Annotated in this window: 15 protein-coding genes; 7 read left to right on the top strand and 8 right to left on the bottom strand. The window is 69.2% G+C overall.

Annotated features, from left to right (window positions below; genetic code table 11):
* Nucleotides 1-96 precede the first annotated feature (96 nt).
* The 5 genes from VGN58_RS03110 to VGN58_RS03130 form a co-directional block, all read right to left on the bottom strand.
* Nucleotides 97-867, bottom strand: coding sequence for a LytTR family DNA-binding domain-containing protein (locus tag VGN58_RS03110; protein WP_327481521.1), 771 nt, complete (start codon nucleotides 865-867; stop codon nucleotides 97-99).
* Nucleotides 864-2,126 carry a histidine kinase gene (locus VGN58_RS03115; protein ID WP_327482058.1) on the bottom strand — a complete coding sequence of 421 codons (1,263 nt, stop codon included), beginning with the start codon at nucleotides 2,124-2,126 and terminating at the stop codon, nucleotides 864-866. Before VGN58_RS03115 ends, VGN58_RS03110 begins: the two co-directional genes overlap by 4 nt.
* A 172-nt stretch (nucleotides 2,127-2,298) precedes the next feature.
* Nucleotides 2,299-3,012, bottom strand: coding sequence for a phosphoadenylyl-sulfate reductase (locus tag VGN58_RS03120; RefSeq protein ID WP_327481523.1), 714 nt, complete (start codon nucleotides 3,010-3,012; stop codon nucleotides 2,299-2,301).
* Nucleotides 3,009-4,712, bottom strand: a complete 1,704-nt coding sequence (gene cysI, locus VGN58_RS03125) for an assimilatory sulfite reductase (NADPH) hemoprotein subunit (protein ID WP_327481525.1) — start codon at nucleotides 4,710-4,712, stop codon at nucleotides 3,009-3,011. Before cysI ends, VGN58_RS03120 begins: the two co-directional genes overlap by 4 nt.
* 94 nt (nucleotides 4,713-4,806) lie before the next feature.
* Nucleotides 4,807-6,675, bottom strand: a complete 1,869-nt coding sequence (locus VGN58_RS03130) for an assimilatory sulfite reductase (NADPH) flavoprotein subunit (protein ID WP_327481527.1) — start codon at nucleotides 6,673-6,675, stop codon at nucleotides 4,807-4,809.
* A gap of 205 nt (nucleotides 6,676-6,880) precedes the next feature.
* On the opposite strand from VGN58_RS03130, the gene cysD reads away from it, so the two are divergent.
* The 7 genes from cysD (at nucleotide 6,881) to VGN58_RS03165 (ending at nucleotide 17,187) form a co-directional block, all read left to right on the top strand.
* Complete coding sequence (cysD, locus tag VGN58_RS03135; RefSeq protein ID WP_327481529.1) at nucleotides 6,881-7,792, top strand: sulfate adenylyltransferase subunit CysD; 912 nt, start codon at nucleotides 6,881-6,883, stop codon at nucleotides 7,790-7,792.
* Nucleotides 7,792-9,771, top strand: a complete 1,980-nt coding sequence (cysN, locus tag VGN58_RS03140) for a sulfate adenylyltransferase subunit CysN (RefSeq protein ID WP_327481531.1) — start codon at nucleotides 7,792-7,794, stop codon at nucleotides 9,769-9,771. Before cysD ends, cysN begins: the two co-directional genes overlap by 1 nt.
* Nucleotides 9,772-9,932: 161 nt before the next feature.
* The gene (locus VGN58_RS03145; RefSeq protein ID WP_414710730.1) at nucleotides 9,933-11,021 is read left to right on the top strand and encodes an efflux RND transporter periplasmic adaptor subunit; all 1,089 of its coding nucleotides are present in this window, start codon (nucleotides 9,933-9,935) and stop codon (nucleotides 11,019-11,021) included.
* Nucleotides 11,022-11,026: 5 nt separating this feature from the next.
* Nucleotides 11,027-14,161, top strand: coding sequence for an efflux RND transporter permease subunit (locus tag VGN58_RS03150; RefSeq protein ID WP_327481533.1), 3,135 nt, complete (start codon nucleotides 11,027-11,029; stop codon nucleotides 14,159-14,161).
* Nucleotides 14,154-14,705 (top strand): GNAT family protein, encoded by a 552-nt coding sequence (locus VGN58_RS03155; RefSeq protein ID WP_327481535.1) that lies wholly within the window; start codon nucleotides 14,154-14,156, stop codon nucleotides 14,703-14,705. Before VGN58_RS03150 ends, VGN58_RS03155 begins: the two co-directional genes overlap by 8 nt.
* 117 nt (nucleotides 14,706-14,822) lie before the next feature.
* Nucleotides 14,823-16,322: an alanine/glycine:cation symporter family protein gene (locus VGN58_RS03160; RefSeq protein WP_327481537.1), complete on the top strand. Its 1,500-nt coding sequence runs from the start codon at nucleotides 14,823-14,825 to the stop codon at nucleotides 16,320-16,322.
* Nucleotide 16,323: 1 nt separating this feature from the next.
* Entirely contained in the window at nucleotides 16,324-17,187 is an 864-nt protein-coding gene (locus VGN58_RS03165; protein ID WP_327481539.1) for a TrmH family RNA methyltransferase, read from the top strand.
* 149 nt (nucleotides 17,188-17,336) lie between these two features.
* Here the strand turns inward: VGN58_RS03165 and VGN58_RS03170 are convergent, their stop codons facing one another.
* The 3 genes from VGN58_RS03170 to VGN58_RS03180 form a co-directional block, all read right to left on the bottom strand.
* Entirely contained in the window at nucleotides 17,337-18,725 is a 1,389-nt protein-coding gene (locus tag VGN58_RS03170; protein ID WP_327481541.1) for a M28 family peptidase, read from the bottom strand.
* A 93-nt stretch (nucleotides 18,726-18,818) separates the two neighbouring features.
* Nucleotides 18,819-19,223: a large-conductance mechanosensitive channel protein MscL gene (gene mscL / locus VGN58_RS03175; RefSeq protein ID WP_327481543.1), complete on the bottom strand. Its 405-nt coding sequence runs from the start codon at nucleotides 19,221-19,223 to the stop codon at nucleotides 18,819-18,821.
* A gap of 78 nt (nucleotides 19,224-19,301) precedes the next feature.
* Nucleotides 19,302-20,009, bottom strand: a complete 708-nt coding sequence (locus VGN58_RS03180) for a fumarylacetoacetate hydrolase family protein (protein WP_327481545.1) — start codon at nucleotides 20,007-20,009, stop codon at nucleotides 19,302-19,304.
* Nucleotides 20,010-20,066 lie beyond the last annotated feature (57 nt).

Genomic DNA, 20,066 nt, shown 5'->3' on the forward strand with positions numbered 1-20,066 from the left:
TCCGTTGGGCAATGGCAGGCCCTCCACGACGCGGGTTGCGTCGTGCCGGCGATGCCACGTTGGATGCCGCACGGGGCGGCAGGGTTTGGATCGGGGCTACATGTTGCGGAACAGCGTCATGAAGGGCTGGCTGACCGTCAGCACTTCCGGCCGCGTCTTCAGCTTCAGGCGGCCGCGGCCCGCATCGTCGCGACTGACCGAGGCGACCTGTTTCATGTTGACGATGGTCGAGCGGTGGATCTGCTTGAAGGTGGTCTGGTCCAGCGAATCGAGCAGCTCGCGCAACGGCGTGCGCAGCAGCGATTCGCCCTCGGCCGTCATCACCGTGGTGTACTTGTTGTCAGCCTGGAAGTAGGCCACGTCGTCCACCATGATCAGCTTGGTGTCCTTGCCGACGCTGGCGGTCAGCCAGACCAGCGCCGGTTTCGCCGGCGCCGACGACACCGCGGACAGGCGGCGGAGCAGCGCGTCCAGCGTGGCGCCGTCGGGGTGGCCGGCGGTGGCGCGCGCCTGGATGCGCTGCACGGTGGCCACCAGGCGCTCGCGCGTGATCGGCTTGAGCAGGTAGTCGATGGCGCCCTGCTCGAACGCGTCGATCGCGTACTGGTCGTAGGCGGTGACGAACACCACCTGCGTGCGTGGGCAGGCATCGGCCATGCCGCGCGCGACCTCGATGCCGGTCAGGCCGGGCATGCGGATGTCGAGGAACGCGACGTCCGGTTGCAGCTCGACGATGGACTCCAGCGCGCTGGCACCGTCCTCGCATTCGGCCACGATGTCCAGCTGCGGCCAGGTTTCCTTGAGCAGCGAGGACAGTGCGGTGCGCAGCAGTTCCTCGTCTTCGGCGATCACGCCGCGGAAGTTCATGCGGCACCTGCCTTGCCGGGGAGCGGCAGCGTCAGCGTGGCGGCCACGCCGCTGGGGAAGTTGGAGACGATGGCGAACGAGGCCTCGCCGCCGAAGGTCAGGCGCAGGCGTTCGCGCAGGTTCTTCAGGCCGATGCCGGTGCCGCTGCTCTGGCCGCCGAATCCCTGGCCATCGTCGGCGACGGTCAGTGTCGCGTGGTCATCGTGCTGGCGCGCCAGGATCCAGACGGTGCCGCCGCCGGTTTTCGGCTCCAGGCCGTGCTTGATGGCGTTCTCGACCAGCGTCTGCAGCATCATCGATGGCATCGGCACCGACTTGAGTGCCTCGGGCACTTCGATCTGCAGCGACAGACGGCTGCCCATGCGGATCTTCAGGATCTCCAGGTAGGCCAGCGTGCGCTCCAGTTCCTCGCCCAGCGTGGACAGCGCGTCGTCGGTGCGCGGAAGCGAGCTGCGCAGGTACTGGATCAGGTGGCCGAGCATCACGTCCGCGCGCGGCGGATCGGTGCGCGTCAGTACCTGCGCGCTGGCCAGCGTGTTGTAGAGGAAGTGCGGTTCGACCTGGGCATTGAGTAGGTTCAGACGGGCGACCGTCAGTTCCTTCTCGCTGACGGTCTTTTCCACATCGGCCTGCTCCTGCCGGCGCTGGTCGGCGACGCGGCGGGTGATCGCACGGGTCACGGCCTCGGCGTTCTCCACATTGACACCGTCGTCCAGTACGAACAGGTCCAGCCAGGCGCTGGCATCGGGACCGACGATCAGGGTGATGCTACTGGTGCCGTTGCCGGGCGTGACCGTGGCCTGCACCAGGTCACGCTTCACCGCGAAGCGCGCCATGATGTTGAAGCGGGACGGCTGGCTGGGGCCGTCGAAGCTGTCGATGCGACGTACCTTCACCCGCACCTGCAGGCTGTCCGGGGCGCTTTCCGCCTCCTCGGCGCGCGGCAGTTCGCGCAGCGCACCTTCGATCAGCGCGAAGGCGTCGGCGGTGTCCAGCGGCACTTCGATCTGCCGACGCTGGCGGCTGGCCAGCGTGGTGCTGTCGAGCCGCCCCGTGATCAGCCAGATCCGCCGCAGGTGGCTGATCAGGCCGATCACCACCGACAGCATCACCAGCGTCGAGGCGAGATTGAACAGCCACTCGGCCGCGCCCGACAGCATGGTCCGCTCGAACAGGCCGTTCCAGATGAAGCCCGCCATGAGGATCGCGCCGAACCAGGCGACGAGGATGCGGATGATCAGCAGCAGGCTGGGGAACACGTCGGAGACCACGGCAGGGAAAGTGCCGTGGAGGATAGCCCGCCGATCCTGGGAGGGAAGAGGGCCACCGATGGAACCGGTCTTCCGGCGACGGAAGGCCGCTCGAACGGCGCGAATCGGGTGGGGCACCGCCCGTGGCGGCAGGCTGGAGCGTGGCTACGCTCGCCGCGTATCAGACGTCGATGTGGATGCCGCACTCGCGCTTGAGGCCGTTGAAGCGGGTGTCCTCCTCGCGCATGCCGGGCTCCCAGCGACGCGTGGTGTGGAAGTCGCCGATCGACACGTAGCCCTGCTCCCACAGCGGGTGGTAGGGCAGGCCGTGCTGCTTCATGTACTGCCACACGTCGCGGTCGGTCCAGTCGACGATCGGGTTGACCTTCCAGCGGTCCTCGCGCTGCTGCAGCACCGGCGCGTTGGCGCGGCTGGTGGCCTGCATGCGGCGCAGGCCGGTGAACCAGGTGCCCACGCCCAGTTCCTTGAGCGCGCGCTTCATCGGTTCCACCTTGCGCAGGCTGTTGTACTGCTCGATGCCGACCAGGCCCTGCTCCCACAGGCGGCCGTGGCGCGCTTCCATCCAGGCACGGCTGACCAGCGGGCGGAACACCTGCAGGTTGAGCTGCAGGCGCTCGGTCAGTTCGTCGGCGAAGCGGTAGGTCTCGGGAAACAGGTAGCCGGTGTCGATCAGCACCACCGGGATGTCCGGCTTCTGCCGGGTGACCATGTGCAGCAGCACCGCGGCCTGCGCGCCGAAGCTGGACGACATCGCCGCTTCCGCCGGGCCGTGCTTGAGCGCCCAGGCGACGCGCTGCTCGGCGGTCTGGGTTTCCAGCCACGCGTTGTGCTCCGCGATCCGGTCGGTGTCCAGGGAGTGGGCGAGGGCGCTCATGCGTGCAGTTCCAGTGCGATCTGTCGGTGGGTGGGGTAGGCGGGCAGGGCGACCACGCCGCTGCGGTGCAGGAAGTCGCCGAAGCCTTCATCGGCGTCGCGCTCGCCCGCGTAGCGCGCGAACAGGCCGTCGAGGGTGTCGAGGATGGCGACCTCGTCGATGTTCTCGCGGTACAGCGTGTTGAGGCGCTGGCCGCGGGCGTCGCCGCCGAGCATCAGGTTGTAGCGGCCGGGCGCCTTGCCGACCAGCGCGATCTCGGCGAGGTAGGGACGCGAGCAGCCGTTCGGGCAACCGGAGATGCGCAGCACGATCGGTGCCTCGCGCAGGCCGTGTTTTTCCAGCAGGGGCTGCAGCTTGTCGGTGAAGTCGGGCAGGTAACGCTCGGCTTCGGCCATCGCCAGGCCGCAGGTCGGCAGCGCCACGCAGGCCACGGCCGCGCGCTGCAGGGCGGTGCCCAGACGTTCGCCGGCATCCAGTCCGTGTGCCTTCGCCAACGCATCGATGCGCTGCCGCTCGCCGGCCGGCACGCCGGCGATCACGAGATTCTGGTTCGCGGTCATCCGGAACTCGCCGCGATGGACGTTGGCGATCTCCCTCAGGCCGGTCAGGTGCGTCGCCTGTGCGGTATCCGCGATGCGGCCGGCATACAGATGCAGGGTGAGGTGCCAGCGGCCGTCCTCACCCTCCACCCACCCATAGCGGTCGCCGTTGTGCTCGAAGCGGAACGCGCGCACGGGCTGTAGCGTCACGCCGCTGCGGCGCTCGATCTCGCCGACCACCTTCTCCAGGCCATGGTCGTCGATGGTGTACTTGAAGCGTGCGCGCTTGCGCTGCTCGCGGTTGCCCAGGTCGCGCTGGGTGGTGACCACGGCCGTGGCCACGTCCAGCAACTGCTCCGGCGTGATGAAGCCGACCACATTGCCGACGCGCGGATAGGTCTCGGCATCGCCATGGGTCGCCCCCATGCCGCCGCCGATGACCAGGTTGAAGCCGGCCAGCGCGCCGTCCTCCAGCACGGCGATAAAGCCCAGGTCGTTGGCGAACACATCCACGTCGTTGACCGGCGGCACCGCGAAACCGATCTTGAACTTGCGCGGCAGGTAGGTGGCGCCGTAGATCGGTTCCTCTTCCTCGCCGCTGCCGGCCACACGCTCTTCGTCCAGCCAGATCTCGTAGTAGGCGCGGGTGTTGGGCAGCAGGTGCTCGGACAGCTTCGCCGCCCAGGCCTGCACCTCGGCGTGCGCGCGCGATTCGAGGGGATTGGCGGCGACAAGCACGTTGCGGTTGACGTCGCCGCAGGCCGCCAGCGTGTCGATCAGCGCAGCGTTGATGGCCTGCATCGTCGCCTTCAGTTCGCGCTTGATGACGCCATGGAACTGGAACGCCTGCCGCGTGGTGATGCGCAGCGAGTGGTTGGCGTACCGGGTGGCGATGGCGTCCAGCTTCAGCCACTGTGCCGGCGTGACCACGCCGCCCGGCGTGCGGGTGCGGATCATGAACTGGTAGGCCGGCTCCAGCTTCTGCCGCCGGCGCTCGTCGCGCAGGTCGCGGTCGTCCTGCTGGTAGCTGCCGTGGTACTTGATCAGGGTCTGGTCCGACTCGCGCAGCGCGCCGGTGACCGGATCGGCCAGGCTGTCGAGCAGGCTGCCGCGCAGGCGGTGGCTTTCGGATTTGATGTCTTCGACGGAGTGGTTGCTCATGGGTGTTCTTGGCTGTGGGAGCGACGTAAGTCGCGATGACGCTGTCCGGATTCCTGGGTTCGCGACTTACGTCGCTCCCACGTCGGAGCCAGCCTCAGTACACATCGCGGCTATAGCGCCCCTCCGTCTGCAGCTTCACCAGATACTCGCGCGCGGCATCCTCATCCAGCCCACCGTGTTCGGCCACGATCGCCTGCAGCGCCGCATGCACGTCCTTGCCCATCGCGATGGCGCCGCAGACGTACAGGTGCGCGCCGTTCTGCAGCCAGTCGTAGACGTCGCGGCCGCGTTCGCGCAAGCGATCCTGCACGTAGATCTTGCGGGCCTGGTCGCGCGAGAACGCCAGGTCCAGGCGATGGAGCTCTCCGTTGCGCAGCGCGTCCTGCCACTCGCTCTGGTAGAAGAAGCCGTGGTTGAAATGCTGCGCGCCGAAGAACAGCCAGTTGCGTCCGCGCGCGCCGGTCTCGGCGCGTTCTTGCACGAAACCGCGGAACGGCGCCACGCCGGTGCCCGGGCCGATCATCAGGAGGTCGCGGCTGCTGTCGGCCGGCACGCGGAAGCGTTCGTTGGCCTCGATGTAGACCGGCACCTGATCCCCTTCGTCCAGCGCCGACAGGAAGCCGCTGGCGGCGCCGCCATGGGCGTGGCCAAAGGCCTCGTAGCCGAGCACATCGACGGTGAGGTGCGCTTCCTCGCCCACGCGCTTGCGGCTCGAGGCGATGGAGTACAGGCGCGGCGCCAGGGGGCGCAGGGCGGCGACCAGTTCCTGCGCCGACCAGCCGGCCGGCCAGCGGCGCAGCACGTCGATCAGCTGGTGCGTGGTGAACAGCTGCGCCAACGCGGCGTTCTGTGCCGGCGCCAGCAGGGCGTTGAGCTCGTCGGCCCGCGCGTGCGCGGCATGCGTGGCGAGGAACGGGCGCGACAGCCGGGTCAGTTCGCGACGGGCGGCCAGCCACTCGCGCAGCGGCAGCGTGTCGCCGCTGTCGCTGACGGCGGCGTCGCCCTCCAGCTTGAGCGCCTCGAGCACGCCGTCGACCAGCGCGGCGGGATTCCTGTGGCGCACGCCCAGCGCATCGCCCGGCTCGTAGTGCAGGCCGCTGCCTTCCAGCGACAGTTCGATGTGGCGCACGTCCTTGTCGGCCACGCCGTGCTGGCCGAAGCGCGGGCCCTTGAAGTCGCGGCCGCTGATGCGCTGGTTGAGCAGCAGCTCGGCGGGGAAGGGGTGCTCGTGCGTCCACAACGCGGCGTGGCCGGGACGCAGCGGCGTCACCGTCGCCAGCGGCGCGGTGCCGGTGACCGGCGCCTTGAGCAGGTCGCGGGCATGGGCCAAGGCCTGTTCGCGCCATGGCCCGGCGACGGTGTCGATGTCCAGGTCGGCCAGTCCGGGTGCGAACAGGCGGCTGCCGCCGAGTTCGGCCAGGCGCGCATCCAGCCGCGTCGCGATGCCGCAGAAATCGGCATAGCTGGAATCGCCCAGGCCCAGCACGGCGTACTTCAGCTCCGGCAGCTTCGGCGCGCGCTTGCCGGCGATGAACTCGACCAGGCCGATGCTGTCGTCCGGCGGATCGCCTTCGCCCTGGGTGCTGATGACGATGTAGAGCAGGCGTTCGCTGGCCAGCTCGCGCTGCGGATAGGCGTCGGCGCGCAGCAGGCGGATCGACAGGCCGGCCGCTTCGGCCTGCTGCGCCAGGGCCTCGGCGGCCCGGCGGGCGTTGCCGGTCTGGCTGCCGTAGACGATGGTCAGACGCTGTGCCGCCTGCGCACCGGCTGCCGGGGCTGGCGTCCTGGGCAGGGGAGAGGCCGATCCCGCTTGCGGCGCCAGCTGCGCCTGCGCCAGGCCGGCCGCGTAGCCCGAGACCCACCACAGGCTGGCGCCATCCAGCCCGGCCACCGCCTGGGCCAGCAGCGCCCGCCGTTCCTCCGCGAGGGGGATGGGGGCAACGACAGGCTGGGTGGCGGACATCGGCATGGCCCGTGGGCGCGACTGGGACGACCGATGGTAGGGAGGCGCCGGGACCGCCAGAAAGGACGCATGGTTATGGGCTTATGGCCTGCGCTTATTTCGCCGCCATGCGCCGCTCGCCGAATACTGCCCGCCCTCCCGGACCGCGCAGCGACGCCCTGTTAGGCTAGCCCGCCCGGTCCCACCGACCCTGCTGCCTGCCCTGATGACTGCCGTACCCCGCCTGTCCCACCTCGACCGCCTGGAAGCGGAAAGCATCCATATCCTGCGCGAGGTCGCCGCCGAGTTCCGCAATCCGGTGCTGCTGTACTCGGTGGGCAAGGACAGCTCGGTGCTGCTGCACCTGCTGCTGAAGGCGTTCGCCCCCGCGCGCCCGCCCATCCCGCTGCTGCACGTGGACACGCGCTGGAAGTTCCGCGAGATGATCGCCTTCCGCGACCGCCGCGCCGCCGAGACCGGGGTGGACCTCCGTGTGCATATCAACCCGGACGGCATCGCCCGCGATATCGGTCCGATCAGCCACGGTGCCACCGTCCACACCGACGTGATGAAGACCCAGGGCCTGAAGCAGGCGCTGGACCACTACAAGTTCGATGCGGCCATCGGCGGCGCGCGCCGCGACGAGGAGAAGTCGCGCGCCAAGGAGCGCGTGTTCTCGTTCCGCAACGACAGGCACCGCTGGGACCCGAAGAACCAGCGCCCCGAACTCTGGAACCTCTACAACGCCCGCATCAACACCGGCGAGAGCGTGCGCGTGTTCCCGCTGTCGAACTGGACCGAGCTGGACATCTGGCTCTACATCTACCGGGAGCACATCCCGGTGGTGCCGCTGTACTTCGCCGCCGAGCGGCCGGTGGTCGAGCGCGACGGCGCGCTGCTGATGGTCGACGACGAACGTCTGCCGCTGCACGACGGCGAAGTGCCGCAGCAGCGGCGCGTGCGTTTCCGCACGCTGGGCTGCTATCCGCTGACCGGCGCCATCGACTCCGATGCCGACTCGCTGGAGAAGATCATCGCCGAAATGCTGGTCACCACCAGCTCCGAACGCCAGGGCCGCGTGATCGACCACGACCCCGGCGCGTCGATGGAGAAGAAGAAGCTGGAGGGCTATTTCTGATGAATGGCCGGGATTGGAGATTGGGGATTGGGGATTCGGAAGCGCATAGCTCCGCGACGGCGTCGGCGGATGCATCGGCCAATCCCGAATCCCGTACAACGAATCCCGTCGCCATCGGCGACATCTCGACATACCTCAAGCAGCACGAAGCCAAGCCCCTGCTGCGCTTCATCACCTGCGGCAGCGTGGACGACGGCAAGAGCACGCTGATCGGCCGCCTGCTGTACGACAGCAAGCGCCTGTTCGATGACCAGCTGGCGGCCCTCGAGAAGGACAGCCGCAAGCACGGCACGCAGGGTGAGCGCGTCGACTACGCGCTGCTGCTGGACGGGCTGGCCGCCGAGCGCGAGCAGGGCATCACCATCGACGTGGCGTACCGCTACTTCGATACCGACCGGCGCAAGTTCATCGTCGCCGACTGCCCCGGCCACGAGCAGTACACGCGCAACATGGCCACCGGCGCGTCCACGGCGGACCTGGCGGTGGTACTGGTCGATGCGCGCAAGGGCCTGCTGACACAGACCCACCGGCACAGCTACATCGTCTCGCTGCTCGGCATCCGCCATGTGGTGCTGGCGGTGAACAAGATGGATCTGGTCGATTTCGATGCCGCCGTGTTCGAGCGCATCGCCGCCGACTACCGCGTGCTGGCGCAGCGGCTGGGCATCGCCGAGGTCACCTGCATCCCGCTGTCGGCGCTGGAGGGCGACAACCTGTCCTCGCGGTCCCCGCGCACGCCGTGGTACGACGGCCCCGCGTTGCTGGAGCACCTGGAACAGGTGCAGGTCGACGCGCAGGACGGCGGCGGCAGCCTGCGCCTGCCGGTGCAGTGGGTGAACCGTCCGCACCAGAACTTCCGCGGCTACGCCGGCACCATCGCCGCGGGCGAGGTGAAGCCCGGCGACGAGATCATCGTATTGCCGTCGGCGCGCCGCTCGCGCGTGGCGCAGGTCTTCGATGCGGATGGCGAAGTGGCGTCGGCCGCTGCCGGGCAGGCGGTCACGCTGACCCTGGCGGACGAGATCGACATCAGCCGGGGCGACGTGATCGCCGCCGGTGGCGATCCGCCGGAGGTGGCGGACCAGTTCGCCGCCCACCTGCTGTGGATGTCCGATGCGCCGCTGCTGCCGGGACGTCCGTATTGGCTGAAGATCGGCGCGCGGACCGTGTCGGCCACGGTCACCGAGATCAAGCACCGCATCGACGTGAACACGCAGGAGCATCTCGCCGCCAAGCGGCTGGAGCTCAACGAGGTGGGGTACTGCAACCTCAGCCTGGACGAGCCGGTCGCCTTCGAGGCCTATGCGCGCAACCGCACCCTCGGCGGCTTCATCCTGATCGATCGCTACGACAACACCACCGCGGCGGCGGGCACGCTCGACTTCGCCCTGCGTCGCGCCGGCAACGTGCACTGGCAGCATGTCGATGTCGACCGCGTCGCGCGCGCGCGCCAGAAGGGCCAGTCGCCGAAGGTGCTGTGGTTCACCGGCCTGTCCGGCGCGGGCAAGTCCACCATCGCCAACCTGGTGGACAAGCGGCTGCATGCGCTGGGCTACCACAGCTTCCTGCTCGACGGCGACAACGTGCGCCATGGCCTGAACCGCGACCTGGGCTTCACCGACGAGGACCGCGTGGAGAACATCCGCCGGGTCGCCGAAGTGGCGAAGCTGATGGCCGATGCCGGCCTGATCGTGCTGGTCAGCTTCATTTCGCCGTTCCGCGCCGAGCGGCGGATGGCGCGCGAGCGCTTCGCCGACGGCGAGTTCGTCGAGGTCTTCGTCGACGTGCCGCTGGCGCTGGCCGAGGCCCGCGACGTGAAGGGCCTGTACCGCAAGGCCCGCGCGGGCCTGATTCCCAATTTCACCGGCATCGATTCGCCGTACGAGGTGCCCGAGCACCCGGACCTGCACCTGCACGCGGGGGAACGGACCCCCGAGGCGCTGGCGTTGCAGGTGCTGGCCCACCTGGGCCTGGAGTAGGCCTCCCGCGGCGATTCGCCCTGCAAGGGCCATTGGTCATGGCGGACGGTGTGCACGGTCCGCCCTTTGGCGCGTTTACCGCACGTGCCGCCGCATCCGTGACACTGCGTGTCCCGTAGGGTCGGTAAACTCGCCGAATAATGATGATTACGGGACCCTCCATGCTCAGCCGATCCGTCCTCCGCGTGCTCGCGGTCGCCCTGCCCCTGCTGATGCTCGCCGGCTGCGGCGACGACGAGGCGCAGGCGAAGGCCGGCGGCGGGCCGGCGGAGCGGCCGATCCCGGTCACCACCCAGGTGGTGCAGCCCAGCGCATGGAACGACACCCTGCAGGCGCTGGGCACGGCCAGGGCCCGCGAGTCCGTCACCCTGACCGCCAAGGTCAGCGAGATCGTGCAGGACGTGCATTTCGAGAGCGGCCAGCAGGTCGCCGCCGGCCAGAAGCTGGTGACGCTGAAGGGCGACGCCGCGCAGGCCGCGCTGGTGCAGGCCGAGGCCACCTACGCCGAGGCGGAGCGTCTTTACCGCCGGCAGAAGGAGCTGGCCGACCAGCAGCTGATCGCCCGCTCGCAGCTCGACACCCAGCTCGCCCTCCGCGACGCCGCCGCCGCGCGCGTGCGCCAGGCGCGCGCCGACATCGGCGACCGCAGCGTGCGCGCGCCGTTCGCCGGCGTGCTGGGCATCCGCCAGGTCAGCCCCGGCTCGCTGATCACCGCCAACAGCACCATCGCCACGCTCGACGACATTTCCCGCATGTACGTCGACTTCCAGGTACCGGAAGCCGCCCTGGCGTCGGTCGAGCCGGGCAACACGGTGACCGCGACCGCTGCCGCCTACCCGGGCGAATCGTTCGAGGGCCAGGTCGAGACCATCGATGCGCGCATCGACGCGGCCACGCGCGCGGTGACCGTGCGCGCGGTGTTCGCGAACGACGACCGCAAGCTGCGCCCGGGCATGCTGCTGGACGTGCGGCTGCTCCGCCCGGAACGGCAGGCGCTGGTGATTCCGGAGATCGCGGTGGTGCAGGTGGGCCGCGATTCCTTCGTCTACCGCGTCAAGGGCGATGGCAGCGTCGAGCAGGCGCCGATCACCGCCGGCGTGCGCCGCGACGGCCGCGTGGAGATCGTCGAGGGTCTGGCGGCCGGTGAGCGCATCGTCATCGACGGTACCGGCAAGCTGCGTCCCGGCGTGAAGGTCGCCGACGCGGCGCCGGCGACGCGCGACGCGCCCGCTGCCGACGGCCAGGGCTGAGCGCCATGCTGCTTTCCGACGTTTCGATCAAGCGCCCCGTCTTCGCGGTGGTGGTGAGCCTGCTGCTGGTGGTGCTCGGCGTGATGTCGTTCCTGCGCCTGACCCTGCGCGAGCTGCCCAACATCGACCCGCCCATCGTGTCGGTGGAGGTGAACTATCCGGGTGCTTCCGCGGCGGTGGTGGAGACGCGCGTCACCCAGATCCTCGAGGACGGCCTGTCCGGCATCGAGGGCATCAAGACCATCCAGTCCAGCAGCCGCAACGGCCGCTCCGACGTCACCATCGAGTTCAACCTCAGCCGCGACATCGAAGCGGCTGCCAACGACGTGCGCGACCGCGTCAGCCGGGTGATGGACCGCATGCCCGACGAGGCCGACCCGCCGGAGATCTCCAAGGTCGAGGCCGACGCCGACGTCATCATCTGGTTGAACATGCGCTCCACCGTGATGGACACGATGGAGCTGACCGACTACGCCGACCGCTATGTGCTGGACCGGCTGTCCTCGCTCGACGGCGTGGCCCGCGTGCAGTTGGGCGGCGGCCAGCGCTATGCCATGCGCATCTGGCTGGATCGCGAGGCGATGGCCGCGCGCGGGGTCACCACCAGCGATGTCGAGACCGCGCTGCGGGCGCAGAACGTCGAACTGCCGGCCGGCCGCATCGAGTCCGCCACGCGCGATTTCACCCTGCGCGTGGAGCGCGGCTACCAGCGCCCGGAGCAGTTCGCGCAGTTGCCGTTGCGCAAGGGCGAGGACGGCTACGTGGTGCGGCTGGGCGACGTGGCGCAGGTGGAACTGGGCGCGGAGGAACGCCGTTCCTATCTGCGCAGCAATGCCGTGCCGAACGTCGGCCTGGGCATCGTGCGCACCTCCACCGCCAATGCGCTGGACGTGGCGCGGGCGGCGCGGGCCGAGGCCGAGATCATCCAGCAGACGCTGCCGGAAGGCACGGAGATCTTCATCGCCTACGACAGCACCACCTTCATCGAGGCCTCCATCGAGCGCGTCTACTGGACGCTGGGCGAGGCCATGGTGCTGGTGTTCCTGGTCATCTGGCTGTTCCTGGGCAGCCTGCGCGCGGCACTGATTCCCGCGGTGACGGTGCCGGTCTGTTTGATCGCGTCCTTCATCGCGCTGTATGCCTTCGGTTTCTCGATCAACCTGCTCACGCTGCTCGCGCTGGTGCTCTGCATCGGCCTGGTGGTGGACGACGCCATCGTGGTGCTGGAGAACGTGCAGCGGCGCGCCGATTTGGGCGAGCCGGCGCTGGTGGCGGCGCGGCGCGGTACCTCGCAGGTGGCGTTCGCGGTGATCGCGACCACCGCGGTGCTGGTGGCGGTGTTCCTGCCGGTCGGCTTCATGGAGGGCAATACCGGCCGCCTGTTCCGCGAACTGTCGGTGGCCCTGGCGGCAGCGGTGGCGATCTCGGCCTTCGTCGCCCTGACGCTGACGCCGATGATGTCGTCCAAGCTGGTACGGCCGCACACCGAGCCGCGCGGGCTCAACGCATGGACCAACCGCACGCTGACCCGGATCAGCGATGGGTACGCCCGGCATGTCGAACGGCTGGTCACCCTGCCGGGCAAGCGCATCGTCGTCATGCTGCTCGCGGCGATGGCGGTCTGCGGCATCGCGATCGTCGCGCTGGGACTGCGCGTGCCCAGCGAACTGGCGCCGCCCGAGGATCGCGGGCGTTTCTTCGTGATGGTCGATGGTCCGGAAGGTGCCGGTTTCGACTACATGGTCGGCCAGATGCAGCAGGTCGAGAAGATCGTCATGGCGCAGGTGGGCGAGGACAAGCCGGTCGACCGCGCGAACTCGCGCACGCCGCGCGGCTTCGGCGGCAGCGAGGAAATGCACACCGGCCAGGTGATCGTGTTCCTTCACGACTGGCACGAGCGCGACGTCGCCACCGACGACGTCGTGGCCCAGCTGCGGGGCGAGCTGGCCAGGCTCCCCGGCGTGCAGGCGCGCGCCAATGTCCCGGGCGGCCTGGTGGGCAGCCGCGGCCAGCGCTACCAGCTGGTGCTGGGCGGCCCCGACTACGCCGAACTGGCGCAATGGCGCGACCGTATCCTGCAGCGCCTGGAATCCAACCCGGGCATCCAGGATCCCGATTCGGACTACAAGGAAACGCGGCCGCAGATGCGCGTGAACATCGATCGCGACCGCGCCGCCGACCTCGGCGTGTCGGTGCAGGAGATCGGCCGCACGCTGGAAACCATGATGGGCTCGCGCCAGGTGACCACCTACGTGGACAGCGGCGAGGAATACGACGTCATGCTGCAGGCGGGACGCGAGCAGCGGGCCAATCCTGCGGACCTGGCCAACACCTACGTGCGCGGCAGCGACGGCGCGCTCATCCCGTTGTCCAACCTCGTCACCCTCAGCGAGATCGCCGAGCCCGGGACCTTCAACCGCTTCAACCGCCTGCGTGCGATCACCATCAGCGCCGGCCTCGCGCCGGGTTACACGATGGGCGAGGCGCTGGAGTGGACGCGGCAGGTCGTGGACGAGGAGCTGCCCGACTACGCGCAGATCGACTGGAAGGGCGAGTCGCGCGAATACCAGGAAGCCGGCGGCGCCATCCTGCTGACGTTCACTCTGGCCCTGCTGATCGTCTACCTGGTACTGGCCGCGCAGTTCGAGAGCTTCATCCACCCGCTGGTCATCATGCTGACGGTGCCGCTGGCGGTGCTGGGCGCGTTGATCGGCCTGTGGGTGACGGGCGGCACGCTGAATCTCTTCAGCCAGATCGGCATCGTCATGCTGATCGGCCTGGCGGCGAAGAACGGCATCCTGATCGTCGAGTTCGCCAACCAGCTGCGCGACGACGGATCCAGCGTGGCCCAGGCCATCGCCGAGTCCGCGCGCGTACGGTTGCGCCCGATCCTCATGACCTCCGTCGCCACGGTCATGGGCGCAGTGCCGCTGGTGCTGGCGGGCGGGCCGGGGTCGGCCAGCCGCGCCACCATCGGCGTGGTGGTGATCTTCGGCGTGACGTTCTCCACGCTGCTGTCGCTGTACGTGGTGCCTGCGTTCTACGCGCTGCTGGCGCCGTTCACGCGGTCGCCGGAGGCGGTGGCGCACGAGCTGACCAAGCTGGAAGCGGAGACCCCGTCCGTGGGTGGCCATGGCTGACCGCGGCGCACGCCCGTTCGCAGGCGTGCGCATCGAGGGCGAGGGCTTCCTGCTGCGCGCCTGGCGGCGGGACGACCTGGATTCGCTGCTGCGGCATGCGGACGATCCGCAGGTGCCGCGCGGGCTGAGCGACCGCTTCCCGCACCCCTATACGCGCGCCGATGGCGAAGCGTTCCTGGCGGGCGGCATCGTGGATTTCGCGCATCCCGTGTTCGCCATCGACATCGCCGGCGAGGCCTGCGGCGGCATCGCCGCGCGACCCCATGCGGGCGAGAAGGCGCACAGCGCGGAACTCGGTTACTGGCTCGGCCGGCGCCATTGGGGCCGCGGCCACATGACCCGCGTGGTCGCGACCTATCTGGACTGGGCGGTTCCGGCACTGGGGCTGGTCAGGATCGAGGCCAACGTGCTGGACACCAATCCGGCCTCGGCGCGGGTGCTGGAGAAGAACGGTTTCATCGAGGAAGGCCGCCGCCGCAGCGCGATCCGCAAACCCGACGGACTGCACGACCTGAGGCTGTTCGGACGGGTCTGGTCGGGCTGAAACGCCGGCGGGGACTGCGCAGCGGCGCGTGTTGCGGTTATCTTGCAGGGACCCGGCGGCGCCCTGCGCCGCCTTCCCGTATCCCGCGCACGCACGAACGAACGGAGACGCATCCCCGTGGAAGCCTTTTTCAACTGGTTGAACGGCATCATCTGGAGCAACGCGCTGATCGCGCTGTGCCTGGGTGCCGGCCTGTGGTTCACCCTCCGTACCCGCGTGATGCAGGTGCGTGGCTTCGCCGAGATGTGCCGGCTGACGGTGACCGGGCAGAAGTCCGATGCGGGCGTCTCCTCGTTCCAGGCGCTGGCCATTTCGATGGCCGGCCGCATGGGCATCGGCAACATCGCCGGTGTTGCCACCGCCATCGCCTACGGCGGCCCCGGCGCGGTGTTCTGGATGTGGGTGATGGGCTTCCTCGGCGCGTCCACCTCGTACATCGAGTGCACGCTGGCGCAGATCTACAAGGAGAAGGACGGCGAAGGCCGTTACCGCGGCGGTCCGGCCTACTACATCGAAAAGGCGATGGGGCTGAAGTGGTACGCGGTGGCGTTCGCCGTCGCCACCGTCGTCGCCACCGGCCTGCTGTTGCCGGGCGTGCAGGCCAATGCCATCGCCGACAGTGCCAGCACGGTGCTGTGCAGTATCGGCAGTTGCGACGCGGCGGGCGGGTCGTCCGGCATGAAGCTCTGGATCGGCCTGGGCGTGGCGGCGCTGCTGGCGCTGATCATCTTCGGCGGCATCAAGCGCATCGCCACGTTCGCCGAGATCGTGGTGCCGTTCATGGCGCTGGCCTTCATCCTGATGGCCGTGCTGGTGATGATCTTCAATGCGGACAAGGTGCCGGGCATGTTCGCCGACATCTTCAGCAGCGCGTTCGGCGCGCATGCGGCGTTCGGCGCGATCCTCGGCCAGGCCATCGCGTGGGGCGTGAAGCGCGGCATCTACGCCAACGAGGCCGGCCAAGGCACCGGTCCGCACGCGGCGGCCGCGGCCGAAGTCTCGCATCCGGCCAAGCAGGGTTACGTGCAGGCCTTCGCCATCTACTTCGACACCATGCTGGTCTGCACGTCGACGGCCTTCCTGGTGCTGTCCACCGGCATGTACAACACGTTCCGCACCGTGACCGAGAACGGCGTGCAGAAGCTGGAAGCGATCGTCACCGGCGTGCCCGGACTGCAGCCCTCGGAGGGCGCGCTGTACACCCAGGCCGCCGTGGAATCGGTGCTGCCGGGTGGCGGTGCGATCTTCGTGGCGGTGGCGCTGTTCTTCTTCGCGTTCACCACCATCATGGCCTATTACTACATGGCCGAGACCAACCTGACCTACCTGGCCGGCGTGAAGAAGACCCATCCGCTGGCCACGCTGCTGCTGCGGCTGGGCATCATCGGCATGGTGGTGTTCGGTGCGTACCACAACGCCGCGATGGCCTGGACGCTGGGCGACATCGGGGTGGGCGTGATGGCGTGGCTCAACGTGATCGCCATCCTGATCCTGCAGAAGCCGGCGCTGATCGCACTGCGCGACTACGAGCGGCAGAAGAAGCTGGGCGTGGATCCGGTGTTCGATCCGGAGGCGCTGGGCATCCGCAACGCCGACTTCTGGAAGACGAAGGCCTGACGTGGGCAATCCCTGGAACACCCGTCCGCCGCGCGGTTCCGGCAATCCGCCGGACCGCCGCCGGCCGCCACGCGCGCCGGACGAGCGCGCGCCGCGTCGCGAGGCATCGCGCGAAGAGCGGCCGGCGGGCGCGTCGCGCACCGAACTGCGCATGTACGGCCTCAACGCCGTGCACGCGGTGTTCGCGCGTCGTCCCGACGCCATCCGCAAGGTCTACCTGCTCGAATCGCGCATTCCCGCGCTCAAGCCGTTGCTGGCATGGTGCGTGAAGCAGCGCGTCGGCTATCGCGTAGTGGAGGAAGCCGATCTCGATCGGCTCGCCGCCAGCACGCACCACGAGGGCGTGGTGGCCGACGTGGTGAAGACCGAACCGCTGCCGATGGGCGACTGGCTGCGCACGCTGCCGGAAGGCCAACCCGCTGCGGCGCTGTGGCTGGACGGCGTGGGCAATCCGCACAACTTCGGCGCCATCCTGCGCTCGGCCGCGCATTTCGGCGTGGCCGGCATCCTGCTGCCGCGCGACTCAACGCTGGCGTTGTCGGGCGCCGCGGCGCGCGTGGCCGAAGGCGGTGCCGAGCAGGTGCCGCTGGTGCGCATGGGACAGACCGACAACGCGGCGGCGCAACTGCGCAACGCCGGCTTCTCGCTGGCCGCCACCCTCGTGCGGGGCGGCGACGACCTGTTCGCGGCCACGCTGCCGCAGCGCCTGGTCTACGTGATGGGTGCCGAAGGCGAAGGCATGGATGCGCGCCTTGCCGAGGCCTGCGATCTGCGCCTGTCGATTCCCGGCAGCGGTGCGGTCGAGAGCCTCAATGTCGCCGCCGCGACGGCGGTGTTCCTGGCGCAGTGGGCGCAGCGCCTGTAGAGCGGAGCTTGCTCCGCTGCTCGGGACCCCACTGCTGCCTGTAGGAGCGCCCCAGGGGCGCGATGCTTCCCAGCCGTCCAACTGAAGAGAATCGCGGGCATGGCCCGCTCCTACAAAGGCAGGCAACTGCCTGGGCAGAATCGCACTGCCTACTCCTTCAGCCGGCTGCCGAAGTCGCCCTCGGCTTCCGCCGCCAGGTACGCGAACACCGTGTACGCCGCGACGTTCTGCGCCAGCGCGGCCGGATCGATCTTGTCCAGTGTGTCGTCGGCGTTGTGGTGCAGGTGGAAGTAATCGCTGCCGTCCTGCGCCAGCCACGCCCACGCCATGCCCTTGGCCGCGAACGGGCTGATGTCGGGACCGGCGCTGCCCTTGCCCGGCGCGTACTCGATGCCCAGCGGTGCCAGCGCCTGTGCGATCTGTTCGGTCGCCTTGCGCGCGTGCTCGGGCGCGCCGGTATTGAACGCGTAGATGCGGCCGGCGCCGAAGTCGCTCTCGGCGGCGATCTGGTGGCGGGTGATGTCGGCCAGGTGCTTTTCGGCATACGCCTTGCCGCCGTAGAGGCCCTGTTCCTCGTTGGCGAAGGCGATCACGCGGATGGTGCGCTTCGGTGCCTGCTTGAGCTTGCCGATCAGATGGCCGGCGGCCATGGTGATGCCGATGCCGGCGCCATCGTCGATCGCGCCGGTGCCCAGGTCCCACGAATCCAGATGGCCGCCGATCACCACCACCTCCTTCGGCAGGCTGCGTCCGGTGATCTCACCGATCACGTTATGCGAGGTGTATTCGCCATCCCAGCCGCAGTCCAGCGCCAGCGATACGCGGACCGGGCCGCGCTGCAGCAGACGGGCCAGCTGGTCGGCATCGGGGATCGTCAGCGAGGCCGACGGCACCGGCGTCAGGCCTTCGTCGAAGCGGGTGATGCCGGTGTGCGCGACGCGGTGATTGTCCGTGCCGGCCGAACGCATCAGGAACGCGACCGCGCCCTTGCGGATCGCCGCCGACGGACCCTTCGAGCGGATCGCGCCGCCGTTGCGGTAGTCGCTGCCATCGCGTGCGGCCTTCATCTGGTAGTCGACGAACGCGATCTTCCCGGCCAGCGAACCGTCGGGGGCCGCTTCAAGCGCGGCGAGGTCGGCGAAGCGGACGATCTCCGCCTCCACCGCACCGGCCGGGCTGCCGCCCAGCGCGGTGACCGTCAGCGATTGCGCATGTGCGCCGAGGATCGCGGCGCGCTCGCTGCGGCGCACCCACTTCGGGAACGTCACCGGCTCCAGCCAGACCTTGTCGAATCCGAGCGCCCTGAACTTCGCCTGTGCCCACGCCACCGCCTTCGCATCGGCCTCGCTGCCGGCCAGGCGCGGACCGATCTCGGTGGTCAGCGATTCGACGACCTTCCATCCGGTGTCGTCGGCGAGCGCCTGTTTGCGCAGGGTGGCGGCGGTGGCGAGCGCGGCGTCCGGAATGCGCGTCTCGCGCCCGGCGGCCAGGGCGGGAGCGGCGAGGGTCAGGGCGAGCAGCAGCGGAGCAAGGCGCATGGCGTATCCCGGGAAAACGAAGGCCACGAGCTTAGCAGCCCGTGGCCTCGCGGTTCCTTTGCCGGTGTTGCCGGTTCGGAATGCGGCGTCCGCCTACTTCTTCAGGGCATCGCGGATCTCGCGCAACAGCAGCACGTCTTCCGGCGGCGCCGCCGGTGCGGCCTCGGGCCTGCGGTGCAGGCGGTTCACCGCCTTGACCAGCAGGAAGATGGCGAAGGCGACGATGACGAACTGGATCACCGTATTGAGGAACTCGCCGATGCCGACCACGATCGCCGGCACTTCCTTGCCTGCCGCGTCTACCGTGGCTTCCTTCAGGGTCCACGCCCACTTCGAGAAGTCGATGCCCCCGATCAGGTAACCGATGGGCGGCATGATGATCTTGTCGACGAGCGTGGTGACGATCTTGCCGAAGGCCGCGCCGATCACCACGCCGACCGCCAGGTCGACCACGTTGCCACGCGCGATGAACTCCTTGAACTCGCCGATCATGCCCATGCTGTTGTCCTTAGTCTGCCGGCGCCGCTGCGCCATCGGCGGGGACTATAGCGCGCATGGAGGCCGTGGTTGCAACGCTCAGTCCGTAATGCGTCCCTGCAGCGTCACCACGCCGTCGAGCGAGGCCGCGAAGCGGTCGCCCGGCGCCAGCGCGGCCACGCCGGCGGGGGTGCCCATGAAGACCAGATCGCCGGCCTTGAGTGCATAGAGCTTCGACAGTTCGATCAGGATGTCGGGCACGTCCCAGATCAGGTCGTGCAGCGATCCGTGCTGGCGGGTTTCGTCGTTCACGCGCAGGGTCAGCGTGCGGTCCTCCAGCGTGCCGATGTCGGCAACGGGAACCAGCTCGCTCACCGGCGCGGAATGGTCGAAGCCCTTGCCGGTGTCCCACGGCAGGCCCTTGGCCTTGGCCGCGGCCTGCAGGTCGCGTCGGGTCAGGTCCAGGCCCACGCCGCAGGCGACCACGAGCGACGCGGCGGCATCGCGCCCCAGTTCGCCCGGCGGCGCATCGGCTCCCAGCGCCACGACCAGTTCCACCTCATGGTGCAGGTCCTGCGTCCCGGGCGGGTAGGGCACGTCCGCACCGTCGATGACGATGGCATCGGCGGGCTTGTGGAAGAACACCGGCGTTCCGCGTTCCGCCTTCGAGGCCGGAGCGGTCGCGCCCATTTCGCGCGCGTGGTCGGCGAAGTTGCGGCCGACGCAGAAGATGCGGCGGACGGGGAACGTGCCGCCGCCGCGCACGGGCACACGCGGCACGGAAGGAGCAGGAAAGAGGTCGGTCATGGCAGCCGTACGAGCAGGGAACGGCCGCAGAGTGTAGGCGGGAAACGGCGTCCCGCG

The sequence above is a fragment of the Pseudoxanthomonas sp. genome (assembly GCF_035999195.1).
GTDB lineage: Bacteria > Pseudomonadota > Gammaproteobacteria > Xanthomonadales > Xanthomonadaceae > Pseudoxanthomonas_A.

Coding starts and splice junctions, on each gene's coding strand:
- VGN58_RS03110 (WP_327481521.1), bottom strand. CDS start 867: ATGAACTTCCGCGGCGTGATCGCCGAAGACGAGGAACTGCTGCGCACC.
- VGN58_RS03120 (WP_327481523.1), bottom strand. CDS start 3,012: ATGAGCGCCCTCGCCCACTCCCTGGACACCGACCGGATCGCGGAGCAC.
- cysI (WP_327481525.1), bottom strand. CDS start 4,712: ATGAGCAACCACTCCGTCGAAGACATCAAATCCGAAAGCCACCGCCTG.
- VGN58_RS03130 (WP_327481527.1), bottom strand. CDS start 6,675: ATGTCCGCCACCCAGCCTGTCGTTGCCCCCATCCCCCTCGCGGAGGAA.
- cysD (WP_327481529.1), top strand. CDS start 6,881: ATGACTGCCGTACCCCGCCTGTCCCACCTCGACCGCCTGGAAGCGGAA.
- cysN (WP_327481531.1), top strand. CDS start 7,792: ATGAATGGCCGGGATTGGAGATTGGGGATTGGGGATTCGGAAGCGCAT.
- VGN58_RS03145 (WP_414710730.1), top strand. CDS start 9,933: ATGCTCAGCCGATCCGTCCTCCGCGTGCTCGCGGTCGCCCTGCCCCTG.
- VGN58_RS03150 (WP_327481533.1), top strand. CDS start 11,027: ATGCTGCTTTCCGACGTTTCGATCAAGCGCCCCGTCTTCGCGGTGGTG.
- VGN58_RS03155 (WP_327481535.1), top strand. CDS start 14,154: ATGGCTGACCGCGGCGCACGCCCGTTCGCAGGCGTGCGCATCGAGGGC.
- VGN58_RS03170 (WP_327481541.1), bottom strand. CDS start 18,725: ATGCGCCTTGCTCCGCTGCTGCTCGCCCTGACCCTCGCCGCTCCCGCC.
- mscL (WP_327481543.1), bottom strand. CDS start 19,223: ATGGGCATGATCGGCGAGTTCAAGGAGTTCATCGCGCGTGGCAACGTG.
- VGN58_RS03180 (WP_327481545.1), bottom strand. CDS start 20,009: ATGACCGACCTCTTTCCTGCTCCTTCCGTGCCGCGTGTGCCCGTGCGC.